The 17,035-nt window shown below is 63.6% G+C and carries 5 protein-coding genes; 2 read left to right on the top strand and 3 right to left on the bottom strand.

All coding sequences use genetic code 11. From position 1 onward, the window contains the following. Nucleotides 1–55 precede the first annotated feature (55 nt). On the bottom strand, nt 56–958 hold the full coding sequence (locus tag ACR9Y2_RS27315; protein WP_435045041.1) for a hypothetical protein: 903 nt from the start codon (nt 956–958) through the stop codon (nt 56–58). A 284-nt stretch (nt 959–1,242) separates the two neighbouring features. Here ACR9Y2_RS27315 and xrt point away from each other — a divergent pair, with 284 nt between their 5' ends. Both xrt and ACR9Y2_RS27305 read left to right on the top strand, forming a co-directional pair. Further along, nucleotides 1,243–2,043 carry an exosortase gene (xrt, locus tag ACR9Y2_RS27310; RefSeq protein WP_435045040.1) on the top strand — a complete coding sequence of 267 codons (801 nt, stop codon included), beginning with the start codon at nt 1,243–1,245 and terminating at the stop codon, nt 2,041–2,043. Further along, nucleotides 2,036–2,701: an exosortase C-terminal domain/associated protein EpsI gene (locus tag ACR9Y2_RS27305; RefSeq protein ID WP_435045039.1), complete on the top strand. Its 666-nt coding sequence runs from the start codon at nt 2,036–2,038 to the stop codon at nt 2,699–2,701. Before xrt ends, ACR9Y2_RS27305 begins: the two co-directional genes overlap by 8 nt. A gap of 231 nt (nt 2,702–2,932) precedes the next feature. Here the strand turns inward: ACR9Y2_RS27305 and ACR9Y2_RS27300 are convergent, their stop codons facing one another. Beyond that, the gene (locus ACR9Y2_RS27300) at nt 2,933–9,442 is read right to left on the bottom strand and encodes a BACON domain-containing protein (protein WP_435045038.1); all 6,510 of its coding nucleotides are present in this window, start codon (nt 9,440–9,442) and stop codon (nt 2,933–2,935) included. Nucleotides 9,443–9,995: 553 nt separating this feature from the next. Further along, nucleotides 9,996–16,838 (bottom strand): hypothetical protein, encoded by a 6,843-nt coding sequence (locus tag ACR9Y2_RS27295; RefSeq protein ID WP_435045037.1) that lies wholly within the window; start codon nt 16,836–16,838, stop codon nt 9,996–9,998. Nucleotides 16,839–17,035: the final 197 nt, after the last annotated feature.

Below are 17,035 nucleotides of genomic sequence, written 5' to 3'. Positions count from 1 at the left end.
GCACCACCAAAACGAAATGGGTATTCCATGGCTACGTGCGTTCCCGAAGAACCCTTCACTCGGCCTGCTCAGCAATGGCGAAGGCCTTCATCGGCTGTGAACGACTCGAGCCGACATTGGTGTCCTGGGCAGAACAGGTGGAGTGAAGCATGCCTGAACTCCCTCCCACCGCCACCAGCAGGACGACCATCAGCAGCGTCGCCCCGCGCCGCCACTTCCGCCAGCGATACGCCGCTCCGCCCGCCAACCCGGTAATGACCAGAATCAACGACGGCGGTGCCGGCGTCTCCGGCAGATGGGGGTCCTGCGTGCCGGCAGCCCCAAACGTGGCGTAACCGTTCAGCCAGGTCGAAACGTTCGAATCGGGATCCACTTGCCTGAGTCCCCCGATATCGATGCGGCTGGTGCGCAGCACTAGCGTGACCGTGGCCCCCGCCTTGATATCGCCAAGGGGAAACCCCAGTGCCATCGAAACATCATCCGGCGTGCTCGCCGGCACGGAGTTGGTGTTATCCAACGCACCTGCCACCAGATGCTGATAGATGTTGCCGAAGAGGAACCCTGGCTCGTCTATCTCCCAACTGGTGGCCGCGATGGCGCTTGCGGGTGTGCCCGGTGGCAGCGAGAGCGATGTGAACACCCCATACTCGTTGGCGTAGCCATTCAGATCCCGGTCGACATCCAGATCCACAAATGCGATCAGCTTCGCGGCGGTCTGGGTCTTCGCGGTCTTATTGGTGTAGGTGAAGCGGATCTCCCCGTAATTGTTCGCGTCGAGCGTGGTGGCCCATTCGGTGGCGCTGCTGTCAAACTCCCTAACCAGGGCGCCATCCGCATGGAGAAAGGCTCTCATCTCGCTGATGCGCGCCTGACGCCCCTCTACCCCCGCCGCCGAAGACATCGCGCAGCGCGACTTTTCGACCCGCACCGCCGCCCGCGAGCGACTGCTCACCTTCAACCGGCTAGCTTGGCAATCCTGTTCAGCTTGAAGCTGCGAGGCAGAGAATAGTAGGACGAGTAGAGCGATCGTGCACCCGGCGGCCTTGTTTCCGAACATTCAATCACCTAAATGAGGACCACTTCCAGCTGTACGGGATTTGAGATGGTCGAGGCTCTCAACAACTGGGCTTTAGAACGGGTTAGGTGCTGACAGTCTCAATGAGGGACATTAAGTTCTCTAAATATGAATTGAGCGATTCTCTCAAGGTGCATCAAGCTATACTCTGCGGTGTGAGCAAATCAGTGCTCCTCCTGATCACCGGCCTGCTGCTCGTGCTCGCCTACTGGGGCGCCCTCAGCGGCATGGCCGAGCAGTGGGCGACCGACGAGGATATGAGCTACGGCTTCGCAGTGCCTGTGGTCGTCGCCTGGGTGGTCTATCGCGAGCGTGGGCTGCTCAGTACGATCCCAGCGAATCCTTCGAATTTGGGCCTCTGCCTTGTGCTGCTCGCGGCTGCACTCGTCCTTGCGGGTAGCGTCGGGGCCGGTCTCTTTGTCGCCGCTGTGGGCTTCTGGCTCGCTGTCGCCGGATCGATCCTGTTTCTGGGCGGATGGCCGTATGTCCGTGCGCTCGGCTTCCCACTCTTCCTGATGCTTTTTATGCTGCCGAAACTGGCGTTTGTGTATGCGGAGGTAACCCTGCCTCTGCAACTGACTGCCACTCGCCTGGCGGGAGCCATCCTCTCCACCTTGGGTGTGACGGTGGTGCGCACTGGAAACGTCCTTGATCTTGGACAGGTGCGGCTCTCGGTCACTGAGGCCTGCAATGGGATGCGCTTCCTGTTGTCATTGGCGTTCCTGGCTGTCGTGTTCGGCTATGCCATGGGACCATCGGCCTGGATCCGATGGGCACTGCTGGCGGCGACGATCCCCGTGGCGATTGGCGCAAATGCCCTGCGCGTCGCCGCTATCGGACTCTTGGCGGCGAAAGACCCAGCCCTGGCCAACGGGTTCCTGCATTTCTTCTCAGGGTGGCTGGTTTTCCTGGTCTCGCTTGCCGTCCTGGCGCTCGTCCGGAAGGGACTTACCCGGATTCATGTTTGATCGCAGGGCCGCCATCCTCTGCTCTGTCTTCGCGGCGCAATTCGTGCTGACTCAGTTCCACCGACGAACCGAACTGACTCCACCCGTGCCAGCCCTGAATCTGTTCCCCGCGGAACTGCCCGGCTGGGCTTTGCTGGGGGAGCACCCCATCGAAGCGGATCTGGCGGCGGCGCTCAAAGCGGATGCCACCCTCAGCCGGACCTATGGTCAACGAGGAGGCTCGGCGACCGCCGAGCTCTTTGTGGCCTGGACCCAGTCCCAGCTCGGGGGTCAGCGGCAACTTCATTCACCGAGGGTCTGTCTGCCTGGGGGAGGCTGGACTGCGCTTTCCACGAGTACGGTTCGCATCGGTGGCACCGAAATGCGCTACGCGGATGTCGTGAATGCCGCCAACCAGGCAACGGTCTACTACTGGTACGAAACGCCCTTCCACACGACCCCAGACGAGTGGGTAGCCAAGTTCTGGCTGGCCGCCGACGGCCTGCGCTACCAACGGACTGACGCGGCTTTGGTGCGGGTGGTGTTCATGGGCGGGCAGGAGAGCCTCGCCCAGCGGCGTTTCCTGGAGGTCGTTCAAGAACCCCTGCGGCGCCTGCTGCCCCACCGCCCTGGCGGACCCGCCAGCGTTGCCGGCGCGGCCAACCCGGAGAGTCATTGAGGCTGGCTCGCCTCACGGCTCTGCGCGCGGACGCCCTCTCGGCACCATATGGTGTCTCGAACCTCCATCACAACTCAACATGCTGAGGCCCGCCGCCTGGGAGGAACCGCGCAGCATCCCAGCCACTCCGGCCCGGTCTCACCCCAGTTGCTCAGACAAGATGAACCAATCGTGTGGGAGGGGCATGCGGGCCCCGCTCCCATGTCACCAGCGTGCTCGTCACCCGTCCACTCAGTCCAACCGTTTTGGGATCAGGTCCAGGCCGCAGGTGAGTTGGGAATTGGCGTTGAACGTCACGGACTTCAATTTGGAGACACGCGGACCTTCGACGGTATTCTGCGTGTACTGGAAATGGAGCCCGGAGATGTAGTTTTGAATATCCGGTCCGGTGACCGTGAACCTCGCCTCCTCCCAATCTCCCTCCGAGGCCGAGGCGGAGAGTTTGGCGATGGGCAGCTTTTTGGCCGTGAAGCCGGCGACGATCCGGCCTCCGAGAAAAGCCTGAGTGTCCACAAACTTGATCTCGCCAATCATGCCGGGCAGGAACTGCGCGTAGCCCACACTGCTCGTGCCGGCCGCTGGAGCGACGAAAAACTGGCAGATGCCGCCGGGACAGTTCATCGTGGAACCCTCAGGAAGCCAGAACTGCAGGCCGATGCCTTCCGCGCAGGCCGCCGTTGTGCAATCAAACGTTGCCTTCAGCGAACAGTAAAGGCGCCCCGCTTTCGCCATACGGGCTTCGCTCAGAGTAGGGCTCCATTCGACGCGGACTTTGGCCTTCTCCCGCAGAGTGTCCGGGGCCGCCGAGGCCGACTGGATCACCATTGCGGTGTACCAGGTCTTTGGCCGGATTTCCTCCTTCTGACTGGGGTGAACCTCCAGGAAATCCGAGAGAGGCAGTTCCTGGAAATAGCAGTAGGACGAAGTCCCGCAGGTCCCGATGTGCGCCAGCGCCGCGGTGTTCGACCGGACGCCGATGGCAGCGCGTCCGAATTCGGTCTGATCTTTGTTTTCCGGCAGGGCATAGAGCGCCACGCCGTAGTCGGCTATCTCGATGTCGTCGGTGCGGACGCCATTGACTATTCCGTCGCCCCAGGCAGAGCGGCCCGGCACACCCGCGAACAGCCTGTAGAGCGCCTTGAACATGTTGTCGGTGTCGGGACCGTTGTCGGCGTACATCGCTCCGATGGAGAAGTACTGACAGAAATCCCGCCAGAACACATTGAGATCCAGGCCGGACTGAGGAAAGAGAACATCACGCAGGAACCTCACTGGTTCCAGCCCAACCTCGCCAACGTTGTTGCGCCTTGCCTCGATCAACTCTCCGAGCCACTCCGGATGGCTTTCCGTCAGATTTGCATCGAGATGATCTACAAACATGCTGGCCATCTGCCCGTAGTAACGCGCGTAGGCCGACCACTTTTCCGACGGCACCTGACGTGGTCCTGGCCAGGCGAGCCCGGAGGGACCTGGGAATGCGGTGTTGCGGAGCAGCTCCAACCAATCAGGAAGTCTTGTGGGCGATGCACCGGCGGCCATCGCTTCAAACACCAACGAGAAGAGCCCCGTGGGCCATTTGGCTGCTCCTCCCCGATCCCCGCCCATCTCGCGTTCAAACCAAGTGGCGATCGCTTCATCGAACCACAACCACGGATCGCGGCTATTCAGGGTGCGGCCCTCGGACGGTTTGAAGTACCCGTACAGGATGTAGTGAGCCATCAGGTGGGCCGCCATTCCCTGACGATAGGCCCAGTTCCTGGACTCATCGATGAAGACATCGGGCGTTGAGTAGTAGTGAATGACCTGTCCGTCGTTGTACCTCGACAGCAGAATCTCACCGTGGAACTCTCCGCTGAGGGGCCCTGGCCGCTGGCTCAGGCGCACCGGGATTGGGTAGAACCGGCCCGGCAGCGGTTTCACGCCCTTAGCCAACAGTCCGGCGTAGGCCACTTCGAACAGGTTGGCCCACCTCTTCAAGTCCGATGTACCGGAGTTGATTGACTGGCGTGCCTCTTCGGGCGTGGCGAACAACTCCACGATCCCACTGTCGCTGAGTACGGTTATGCCTTCGATGTAGAGGATCAGCAGGATCTGGTCTTCGTCTGTTGCTTGGGCCGATCGGCCGCGCTGATTTGTGCCTTGCCCGCCGGCAGACTGTGCAGCCGGCGCCTGCATGGGCAGCACCAGCGTGAGGCGATTGCCCTCGAGAGCGGGCTTCAGCAGAGTTTCTCCACCCTCGGGGTCGCGGATCACCACATATCCGTTGAGACCTTCGGCGCTCGCGGGCTTCTCGAAGGACACGGTGAGGTTGCCCTGGGTGTTTGCGGGCAGTCCCGCGATGGAGAAGGCAACAGGCCCGGCCGGCCGGCCGGTCACCACCAGATCCGCAGTCCGCGAGAATGCGCCCGGAGGAATCGTCAGGCTGAACCCCTCGCCTGTCACCGTCCCGCCATCGGGGCCCACCTGCGCCGATGCGAGTGGCCGCAATTCCGGTCCCAGGCTGAGCAGTACGCCCGGCTGCGACTCTGCCTCCGCGGCTTTCACCACCAGTGTTACCAGATCTGACGGGGCGGTGGCCGGCACCCGGAAGTCGATGCGGTACATGGCAACTTCGCCCGGCGCCAGGCCGGCAAAGAGCACTTCGGCCGGGGTGCCATCCAGCAGCACCAGTACCTTCCCGGTTGCGGCGTTGAGCGGTCCGTAGGCGCCGCCATCGCCGCCTGCCTGGCCGGCGGTTCCCGCTGGCGTCACTGGTCCCAGTCCTGACACGTAGACAGACACCACCTCGTTCTCCCGCGCCGGCAGCAGCTCACTGACCGGACGGCCGTCGGCGTGGTTGGCCCTGGCATCGCCTTTGCCATCGCTGGAGGACGTGAACACTCGTGGCGCAAACTCCGCAAGCTGGACAGAGGCTTCCGTGCTGGTGCCGCGCGCGTTCTTCACAGCGACCTGAACCTCTTCCGGCAGGCCGAACGGCAACTGAGCCCGAATCTCTCCAGGCGCGACCAGCAGGAGCGGTGCGAGCCAACGCACATCACCGGCGCGCAGTTCCACGCTGACGCCTGCGATCTGATCCGGCAACGAAGTACCGGGAGCCATCTCCGTCACTTCGGAAAGATTGGCGCCGACGATGATGACCAGCGTGCCCGGAGCAATCGCGGCCCCAGCGTCCGCGGCGTTCACGACCCCGTTCGCCGCAATCGAAGGGGGCGTAGCCGGCACAGGCCCGGCCTGCCGCACCGTGTGCGTCTGCCCGCCGACGGTCAACTCAGCGGAGCGAGCAGCCCCTGCGTTGGTGTCCAGTGTGTACTGCACAGTGCCATTGCCCGTGCCCGATGACGTGTCGGAGAGCTTGACCCAGTCCGCCGCACTGACAGCGGTCCACGCGCAATCCGGCTCGGCCGCCACCAGGACGCTGCCCGTGCCGGCGCCGGCGGCCAGGTCGACCGCTGATGGCAGCAATGTAACTTCGCACGAAACGGCGCCGCCTGCCTGCGTGACTGTGTGGATCTGCCCCGCAACGGTGATCGACGCGCTGCGTGTCGCAGCGGCCGGGTTGGCATCCACCGAATAGGTGATGGTCCCCGAGCCAGTGCCCGATGCGCCGGCTGTGATTCTGACCCAGGAAGCCTCGCTGGCAGCCGTCCAGGCGCAGGCGGTGGACGTTGTGACGCTGACAGTGCCCGATCCGCCAGAGGCGGAGAACTGGACAGATGCGGGGGCAAGCGAATAAGAGCAAGTGCCAGGGCGCGGCTTTGCCGGCAGCGTGATGCCTGCCTGGGAAGGCTGGCCCCCCACGCGAACGAGGAGAGACGGCGAGCGGGTATTGACTTGGTCTGGAACTGTGAAGTAAACGATGTAGGCCCCGACGAGCAGGTAGTCGAGTGCGGCGAGGCGGGGCGGCACAGCGATGCCTTGCAGCTCCACCACGACGGAGTCGCTGACGCGGTTGGGCTCGAGTCCGCTCGTCGGATCCACGCCGAGTTGGCCGGCGACTACAGGGGGCGTGACGGCGCCGAAGCCTGCGCCGATGAGTAGGATCTCTTCACCGGGCTCGGCTGGCAGGTCGACCGTGACTTCCCGATTGTCGGCATGGTAGGCCCAGACCGGCCCCAGCCCGCTGGCGTCGGCGCTGTAGAGCCGCGGATTCCTTGCGGTTATCGAGATTGTGCGGACCGGGCTGACACCGGTCTTAGTTACGACGCGGAGACCGGCTGTCGACGAGATTTCGAAGGGAAGCTGGGCGAGGATCCAGTCTTTGGCCACTCCCCCGATGGCCGCAGGCAGTGTGCGACCGCCGCCGGTGACCTCTACCGAGATGCCATCCAGCGTATTAGGCCACGGTACACCGTACTCCAGCATGTTTTGCGCAGGGGCGAAGTCCCCACCCGTGATGAACACGACAGAGCCCGGGGCGAAGGCGGACGTACGATCGGCATCATTGAAGATGTCTGTGATTTCGATGGCTGCGGGGGTGGGGGCAGCGGCCTGGGTGACCGTGAGAGTCCGGCCGGCGATGGTTGCGGTGCCGGTGCGGGCGGCGCCGGTGTTGGCCGCGGCGGCGAGGGCGACTGTGCCGTTGCCGACGCCGGAGGATCCAGAGGTGACGGTGAGCCAAGGCGCGGCGCTGGCGGCGGACCAGGCGCAGCCTGTACCGGCGGTGACCTGGACTGTCAATGTGGCACCAGCGGCAGGAACAGTCTGGGCGGAGGGGTTGATGGAGTAGGTGCAGGTGGTGGCCGCAGCGGCCTGCGTGATGGTGAGGGTTTGACCGCCGACGGTGAGGGTTCCGGTGCGCGCGGGGCCGGTGTTCGCGGCGACGGAGTAGGCGACGGCGCCTGGCCCCGACCCGGCGGCGCCGGAGGTGACGGTGATCCAGGGCACGGCGCTGGCAGCGGTCCAGGAGCAACCGGAAGCTGCCGTGACGGTGACGCTGCCGGTGGCGCCGGCGGCCGGGATGGACAGTGCGGTGGGGGAGATGGAGTAGCTGCAGGAGGGAGGCGGCGGCGAGCCGCCGGAGATGTTGAGCGTGGCGGTGTAGGAGTCGCTGGCTTCCCAGTAGTAACCGGGATCACCGGCAAACAAGCGTCCCATGGCGAAGCCCAGATAGAGCCGTGTGGCCGTCGCCGGGATGGAGAACCTATGGGGTGTGCCACTGGATGTGAGGCCGTCGCCGATCAGGAAGACCTGTCCGATGCCGGGTTCCAACGAGGGAAAGTCGAACGGTTCCTTGAAGACGAGCTTTTCGGGCGGCGCGGCGTCGGGCGTATTGTCGTCCAGGAAGACACCGGCGAGGAAATAAGCGCGCCACTGGGCCTGAATCCCGGAGAGGCCGAAATAGGAGTTGAGATTGGTGTGGTAGGGCGCACCATCGGCGGTGGTGTAGCCGCCGCCGCAGCAGCGCACTTTGCCGGAGACCTGCGGCACGGTGAGAACCTTGCCGGGACCGGGCGTGAGGCGCACCACGGGAGGAAGATACCCGTCGAAGGCGGACTGCCGGCCCGCGGCGTAGAGGTTGGATTTCGCATCGACCTGGAGGGGGGACACACCGGTAGCGGCGCCCGCGGTGAGTTGGATGGATGCGGACAGGGATCCGCCGCCCTGGTAGTACCACCCGGGGTTGCCGATCATCTGGTCGCTGCGAGCGTAGCCGAGGAAGACGCGGGTGGCGTCGTGGGGAACGATAAAGCGTTTGCCGTCGCCGGTGCCGATGTAGAAGGTCTGTCCGATGAGGGGCTCGAGGGTGGTGAAGGCGTCGTTGGTGAAGTTCAGCGCGGTGGGGGGCCAACCGCGAGGCTTGAGGTCGTTCAGAAAGACGCCGACGAGGAACATGGAACGGGAGGGATGTTTGATCCCGGAGACGGCGCCCCAGGGTTCGAGATCGGTTTTGGGACCGCAGGCGGCTGTCCCTTCAGGTGGCGCGGAGATGCCGTCTTTGCAGGTGACGGACCCGGAGGCGTGAACAGTCATGACCCTACCGGGTGCGGCGGTAAACTTCCAACCGGGGGGCATCTCGGTGGGCCAGTTGACGTCGAGGCCGGACCAGAAGATGCTGGATTTCCCGTTCACGGTCATGGTGGCGCCGGTAGCGACGGGGCCTGGGACGAACGGGGTAAGTCCGGTGACGGTGACATTCAGGGAGCCGTTGTTGTCCTGATAGGAAGAGGGCGCGCCACTGAAGGACACGGCGTCAGCGAAGCCGAGATAGAGCCGGGTTGCGGTGGAAGGGACTGTGATCTGCTGGAGCGCGCCGCCGGCTGACCGGCCGTCGCCGATGAAGAAGACTTGGCCGAGGACGGGCGAATATCCCGCAAGATTCTCGGTGGCCGAGAGGTCGATGCGGTCGGGGGCGGGATCAGCGGGTTCGCGCTCATCGAGAAACACACCGACGAGAAACATCGCGCGCGTTTTGTGAGCAGTACCCGATATCCCCGCCCACGAAGAGATAACGGTGCCCTTGCTCCCGCATCCGTTCAATGTGCCATCGGGGCCATGCAACGGTTCGTAGGCGATTCCATTGCAGGCGATCTGTCCCGCCACGCCAGGAAAGCTCACGACCTGGCCGGGACCGGCCGCGAAGCGGAGCGCCGGCGGAACCAATCCGTTGAACGCGGCACCACGCCCTGCAGCGTAGATATTCGCCTTGGCATCCACGGTCACGCTGGTGCTCTGAGCGTGTACCAGAACCGATATTGCCAGGGTTGCCGTAAGAAAGGCCGAGAACCTAACCAGCGGTTTCATGGTGAGCTCCAGGGTTGTACACCGAACTTCACCTACAGAGTGCGTCGCCCCTTGGCTGGCGCGTCCCTTGTGCTGCATCAACTATAAACAGGTCTTTTTATCTGTTATAGAGATGCGGTCCTTCGGAGGGGAATATAGGGTATCCGGCAGGCGGAGTCAAGCGCTGTTGCAGGCAGTGTCGCAGGCAGTGACGCAGGCAGCCGGTGCTGCCGGCAATCCCTGCGACTTCGAAGTCAAGAGCATCGACTCCCTCGGCTGACAGGCGGCCGATGGTGGACGGCTCTTGCGACTGCTCAGCATTCGGCCCATCGCCTACCGTCTCAAGTAGGGTGCCGATCTGAACTGTAGAAACCGGCCTATCTCATTTGCACCGACCTGAGCTTGACGCTGGAACGCCAGTGTCCGAGCCCATGCGGAGAAGCCCCAGGAGATAAAATTCGCCTTGAAATCAGCCGTCCTGGACAGCACGGGATGGCCAAACACGAGGCGCATGCCTTCCGGGGAAGGCATGCCGTTCCGTGCAGGTGTTCTTTCACTGATCTGCTGAAGCGGGCTACGGAATCGTCCAGGTTCCTTTCTGCTGCCAGCCCGTGTCCCGGTTCAGGGCGTCCCGGCTCCGCAGGTAAGTATTCTTCGGGCCACCCATTGTGGGCTTGAGGTTGATTGGCACGTTCATCACCAAGCTGCCGCCCTGGTTCTGAACTGTGGTCCCCGCCGTATTTACGGTGCAGGCTGAACTGTCCAGGGCGTTCGACGCAATGCCCGGAGCCACCGGACCCAGGAAGAATCCGACATCGGACGAGTACATCCAGAGCCCGTTGCCGGCCCGGTCATAGTGCACAAAGCAGAACGGCTGACCGCCGCCGTCCGTCGCGGCCGCGACCAGGAATTCTTCCCAACCCAGTGGCGAACCTGTAAAGCCAGGCGGGTCAGGATACGTCAGGACGAAGGCCGGATTCGAGCCGTTTCCACTCACCGGTGACACCACCAGCGCGGGCAGCGGCGCAGCGGCTTGCGTCCACGTGCCGCGCTGCACCCAGCCGGTGTCGAAGTTGCTGGTATCCAGCGCCCGCATGTAGAGGTTACGGGCGGCGGCCGCTTTGAAGACCACTGCCAAATTCAGGGTGAAACTGGTGCCGGAGCCCGAGACGCTCGACCCAGCCGTGTTCAAGGCACAGTGCGAGCCCTGCAGCGTACTTGAGGCAACACCTGGCATCACTGGCCCCACGAAGAAGCCCAGAGTGTCCGAATACAGCCAGAAGCCATGACCCTGCACGTCGTAGTGGAGGAAGCAGAAGGCCTGCCCGCCGCCGTCCGGGGCCGCGGCGATGAGAAACTGCACCCACCGCAGTTGCTGGTATCCCAGCACCCCGCTATACAACGCCTGGAAGACCTGCTGATCACCCGTGCCGGAAGAAGGTGTGGACTTCACAGCCGCAGTGACATTCACGGTCATTGGATCGCCCGCCACATTGTTGTCCGCTATCGCATCGCTGGCATTGCTGAGCACCGCGATGTTGCTGTACCCCGGCAAGGAGCCCGCCTGCACTTTGGACTTCACGGTGATCACACTCGACGCACCGGGCGCCAGCGAGTTGGGATTCGTGCAGGTCACAACCTGTGTGGAATAGGAACAGGACCAACCGGAACCGAGAGCGTTCATATAGGCGAGCCCCGGCGGTAGCGTATCGATGACGGTGATTACTCCTGTGCTCGACGCCTGGCCCACGTTCGTGACAGTCAGGGTGTAAACAACCTGTCCACCCAAGGGAACCCCTCCGCCGTCGGTCATCCGCAAGCTGAGATCCGGATATCCAGCCGGCAGCGAGGCAACAGGCGTCAGGGAACCGGCAGCCACGCCATCTCCCACCTGCCCGAACATCTCAGACCCCCAGGCACGCACTGTTCCATCCGTTAAAACTGCGACGCTGAACTCGCCGCCCGCTGCGATCGAGGCCGCGCCAGGCAGCGCGCCCACCCGCACCGGCCACATCCTGTCGATTCTCGTGCCATCGCCCAACTGGCCGGCATCGTTGCGGCCCCACGACCAGACGGAGCCGTCGCCGAGCAACACCAGGCTGTGCGACCCGCCGCCCGATGCCGCGACTGCCCCCGAAATGGTGGGTAACTGCACGGGCGAATTGTACTGGCCGGCCGTTCCGTCGCCCAGGCCGTAAGGTGAACTGCCCCAGACCCACACCGTGCCGTCGGTCTTGACGGCGAGACTGTGCCTCCAACCGGTGGCGATCGACGCGACGCCCGTCAAGCCGGGCACCTGGACTGGAGTGAGGCGCTGTGTTGTGGTCCCATCACCGAGTTGGCCCTGCGAATTGTCGCCCCAGGCCCACACCGTTCCGTCGTTCTTCAAAGCCAGGTTGGAATAGTCGCAGGTGGCCAGGCTGATCACCCCGGTCAACCCGGGCACCTGTCCCGGCACCTGGCGGGACGTCGTGGTTCCATCGCCCAACTGCCCTTGCGAATTGTCGCCCCAGGTCCAGACCGTTCCGTTCGATAGAACAGCCGCACTGTGGTACTCGCTGCCTGCCGCCATCAGCACCCCGGTCAGACTACTCACTTTGGCCGGCGCCGGATGCCAAACCGTGGTGCCGTCGCCCAGTTGCCCGGCGTCATTCGAACCCCACGTCCAGAGCGTGCCGTCATTCCTGACAGCCAGGCTGTGGCCAAACCCGGCCCAAACCTGCTTCACACTGGTGAGTCCGCTGACGGCGACCGGGCTGATTCGCGTTGTTGTCGTCCCGTCTCCCAGTTGACCTGCGCCATTGACGCCCCACGCCTTGACCGTTCCACCCTGCGCTAACGCCAGGGAATGCAACTCCCGCGCGGAAACAGCGGACACAGTGGTCAGACCCGGTAAAGCGACAGCGCTCGGGCGGTTGCGAGGGCCGCCGTTGCCAAACTGGCCATACGCGTTCGACCCCCAACTCTGGACGGAGCCATCCGCCTTGAGCGCCATGCAGAAGCTGTATGTAAACGTGCCTCCGCCGGCCATACCAGCTATCCCGGCAAGACCCGGGATCGTGACAGGAGATATGCGTTGAGTGGTGGTTCCATCACCCAACTGACCGGCGGAATTGTCACCCCAGGCGCGCACGCTGCCGTCGCCCATGACGGCATAGCTGCTGTACAGTCCGCCCGAGATCCCAGCCGCACCTGCGAGCAGCGGCAAGGGGACCGGCAGATTCCGCGCCAGGGTTGTGCCGTCGCCGAGTTGACCGAAGCTATTGTCGCCCCAGCCCCACACCGTTCCATCCGTGCGGATCGCAAAGCCAACGTAGCCGCCCGCGGCGATGAACTTGACGGCCGTGAGACCGCTCACCTGCGCCGCCGTAGTGCGGGTAACGACTGTACCGTCGCCCAGTTGGCCGCCGCTGTTCAACCCCCAGGACCAGACCGTGCCATCCGTGCGCAGCGCAAGGCCGTGTCCGTACCCGAGGGCGATGGCCACCATGCCCGTGATCCCTGTTACCTGCACCGGTGCGCTGCGGTTCGTCTTGGTGCCATCCCCGAGCTGGCCAAAGTTGTTATAGCCCCAGGCCCACACCGTTCCATCCGACTTCAGAGCCAGGCTGGTATCCCGACTGGCGGCGATCGCGACGACGTTCGTGAGGCCTGTTACGGGGATGGGAACCGGCGAGCTGTTCGTCGACCCGTCGCCCAACTGGCCGCGGGTGTTCGCGCCCCAACTCCAGACGGAGCCGTCGAGCTTCAGCGCGAGGCTGTGATTTGACCCGGCCGCCACCATGGTGACGCCAGCCAGCCCACTGATCGGCTGCGGCGCATTGCGGGAGGTCAAGGTGCCGTCTCCCAGTTGCCCCGACGAATTCGAGCCAGATGACCACACAGCACCATTGGATGCGAGGCGAAGGCTATGCCCATATCCGGCCGCAATTGCGGTCTGGGCCAACCCGGGCGCCTGGCTCACACTGGCTGTCGCGGTGGACGAATTATTCGCCGCATTGCCATCCCCGCTCAGGTTCACCGTCACCGTGTTCGAAACACTCGGATAGGCCGCCGCGCCTACCTTCACCATCAGAATCAGTTCATTGCTGCCAGAGGGATAGATTGGGGTGGAAGTGGTGCAATTCACCTGCTGCCCAACCGATGAGCAGGTCCACCCGGTGCTGGATGATCCGGAAAAGCTGAGGCCGGATGGGAGCGTGTCAGACACTGTAATCACGCTGGCAGTGGCCACTCCACCCTGATTCGTAAGGGTGATTACATACCCCGCCGCATTGCCGACACTGAATCCGGCACCCGCTGCGGCATTGATCGAGAGATCCACCGGCGCAGGCGCCGCCAAAGGTACGGGCGTCAGATGGATCAACGGCTGGCCGTCACCCAACTGTCCATATCCATCACGCCCCCATGCCCAGACCGTGCCATCGCTCTTTGACGCCAGCGAGTAATCGGGACCCGAAGCCAGAGAGACCACATTCGTCATGCCTGAAATCTGTATTGGAGTAGGATGGCTCGTTCTGGAGCCGTCCCCGAGGACGCCGTAAGCGTTCCCACCCCAAGCCCAAAGGGCGCCGCCCGACTTCACGGCGAAGCTCCTGATCACGCCGCCATGCACAAGCACCACCCCTTGAATCCCGCTCAGCTGGATGGGTGTGCTGCTCTGCCCGTTGGTCCCCTCTCCCATCTGTCCGTTGGAGTTGTTACCCCATGCCCAGACCGTTCCATCGGACTTCAATGCCAGGCTGTGGTTGTCACCGGCCGAGATGGCGGTGATTCCAGTCAGGCCGCCGACTTGAGCCGGAACCGTGCGATTGACGGTCGTACCGTCCCCCAGCTGGCCATTTGAGTTCCGTCCCCATGCCCACACAGTCCCGTCGGCCTTGAGCACCAGGCTGTGGTACAGGCCCGCAGCGAGAGCCGATACGCCCGCGAGGCCCGTTGCCTGGACAGGAGAAAGCCGCATCGTGGTAGTCCCATCCCCCAACTCGCCGCTGCTATTGCTCCCCCAAGCCCAAACGGTGCCATCGGTCTTGAGTGCGAGGGTATGGGAGGTTCCGGCCGCGACCGCCGTCACCCCGGTGAGCCCGGGCACCTGGATCGGCGTATCCCGTTGAGTATTGGTCCCATCGCCCAGTTGTCCAAACGTATTCGAGCCCCATACCCAAACCGAACCGTTGGCCTGCACCGCCAAGGTGTGCATGGAGCCGGCGCCAATCGCGGAAACTCCGCTCAATCCCGCCACCTGCGCCGGTAAGGACCGTCGCACGGTCGTGCCATCGCCCAATTCACCTTTGAGGTTGTCACCCCAAGTCCAAACCGTACCGTCGTTCTTTCGCGCGATGCTGTGGAACTGTGCCGCGGCAACTTTGGTGATGCCGCTCAGGCCGGAAATCTGGCCAGGGACAAGCCTGGCGACGATGGAGCCAAGACCTAGCTGGCCTTCGGAATCGTAGCCCCAGGCAAGCATCGTCCCATCCGCTAAAAGAGCCAACGCGGCATCACCACCCGCCGCCATAGCCACCGCTCCGGCAACCCCATTCACCTGGACGGGCGTGGTTGTCGGAGTGGTTGCTCCACTGCCCAACATGCCGAAGATGCCCATGCCCCAGGCCCAGACGGTACCGTCGTTCTTCAAAGCCAGGGTCCCGAGACTGGCGCCGGCTATCCCCTTGACGCCCCCAAGCCCGCTAACCACCACCGGAAGCAAGCGATTCGTGGTGGTCCCATCACCCAACTGTCCGTACAAATTCAGCCCCCAGGCTCGAACGGTCCCATCCGCCATCCGAGCCACGCTATGGAAGGGCCCCCCCGACACTGAAAGTGCGGACGCCAGCCCTCTTGCCTGCACCGGCGAAGTCTGGTTCACTGTCGTGCCGTTGCCCAATTGACCGAAGGAGTTGCCGCCCCAGGCCCACACCGTGCCGTCACTCATGATCGCGAGCGAATGGTCCTGCCCCGCCCCAATGCCTAGCATGCCCAGCAGCCCATTGACCTGAGTCGGCACAGACCGGTTGGTGGTGGTGCCATCGCCAAGCTGGCCGCTACCATTGAAGCCCCAGGCCCACACCGTTCCGTCCTGCCTCATAGCAAGGCTGTGCGTATTGCCTGCCACGATGGCCACCGCACCGGCCAACCCGCTCACCTGGACAGGCAGGGTGCGCTGTTGCGTCGTCCCATCGCCAAGCCACCCGCTACTGTTGCTGCCCCAGGCCCACACCGTTCCATCCGACTTCAGTGCCAACGAGTGGCTACCGCCGGCTGCGACCGCGATTACATTCGTGAGGCCGTTCACCTGCACTGGCGTCGAACTATCAACCAACGTTCCGTTGCCGAGCTGGCCCCTTTGATTGGAGCCCCAGGCCCAGACGGTGCCATCGGTATTCACCTTTAGTGCATGGGTGTAACTAACGGAAATCGATCCCATTCCTGCAGCCTGGTTTGGGACACCCGTGGACGTGAGCGCCGCTGGGCCCTGCCCCATCCGGGCCGAGTTTCCGCGCGCCGTTGCAACAGGCACCTCAGCCGCATCCTCTTCACTGCTGCCCGCTGTCTCGCTCACTCCTTCGATCCAGCCGAGAGCCCAGCCGGCGGCAAGGCTCAGCACTGGCGCCGCAAGCTCCACTTTCTGGGAGGATAGTCCTGCCTCTTCCACCACCAGCAAACCGGCTGCCCATTGCACCCTGCGAGCGTCGTTCGTTACGCCCCTCCAGTTCACCTGGGTGCGCACTTCCATCGGATGGCGGGCGACAATCCTGCCTCCGCTGACTTCAATCGCACCGTCCAACTTCAGCCCATCCACAACCACCGGGCTCATGAGAATTCGTTGGGCGCTGCCACCCGCTAGTCCGTCCCAATTTCCGCCGAACACCACAACGCGCCCATCTTTCTTCAGTGCCGCGCTCAACGCTGCGCCTGCGGTGATGGACACGACATCGGTCAGCCCTGGCACCTGCTGCGGCCTCCACTGGGGCAGCAGCGTTCCATCGCCCAACTGTCCGTCAAGGTTTGTCCCCCAGGCCCACACCGTCCCGTCCTGCCTCAAAGCCAGGGAATGCTGTGCCCCCGCGGCTATGGCTGTGACGGAGTTCAATCCTCCCACTTCACGCCAACCAACCACCGGCTTTTGATCCCCCGTGCCAAGCTGCCCGTAACTGTTGTCGCCCCAGCCCCACACCTTCCCCTCCCCGGTCAGGACCAGAACGTGCCCCCCGTTCTCCGGTACGGCAATCCGCCTGGCGCCCGCAATCCTTCCGATCTCCACCACCGGGTACTGAGCCTCACCGGTCGCCTTCTCCTGCAACAGGTAGATGCTACTCGCCGGCTGCCCGGCGCCTGCGGCGGGATGACAAAGGGCTCCGCAAAGGACAGTCAGCAAGGCAGAGAACCGGGCTCGGAATATGGGACTGAGGCTCGACATCGCAGGTCTCCTATTTTTGAAAAGGTAGTCGGATTGCAGGTTGACGGCCCTTCCCTGCGCTCAATGCGCCGCTGAACAGCAACGAGACCGCTACACTGATTTGTGGACTATTAACAACTCGACGATAATTCGTTTTTCAGATCTTAATAGCTCTTTACATCTTGCAGGCAAAGTGTAACACGCTGAGAATCGGCGGG

The sequence above is a fragment of the Paludibaculum fermentans genome (assembly GCF_051172195.1).
Lineage (GTDB): Bacteria > Acidobacteriota > Terriglobia > Bryobacterales > Bryobacteraceae > Paludibaculum > Paludibaculum fermentans_A.
This window is presented reverse-complemented; position numbering and strand designations above follow the sequence as displayed.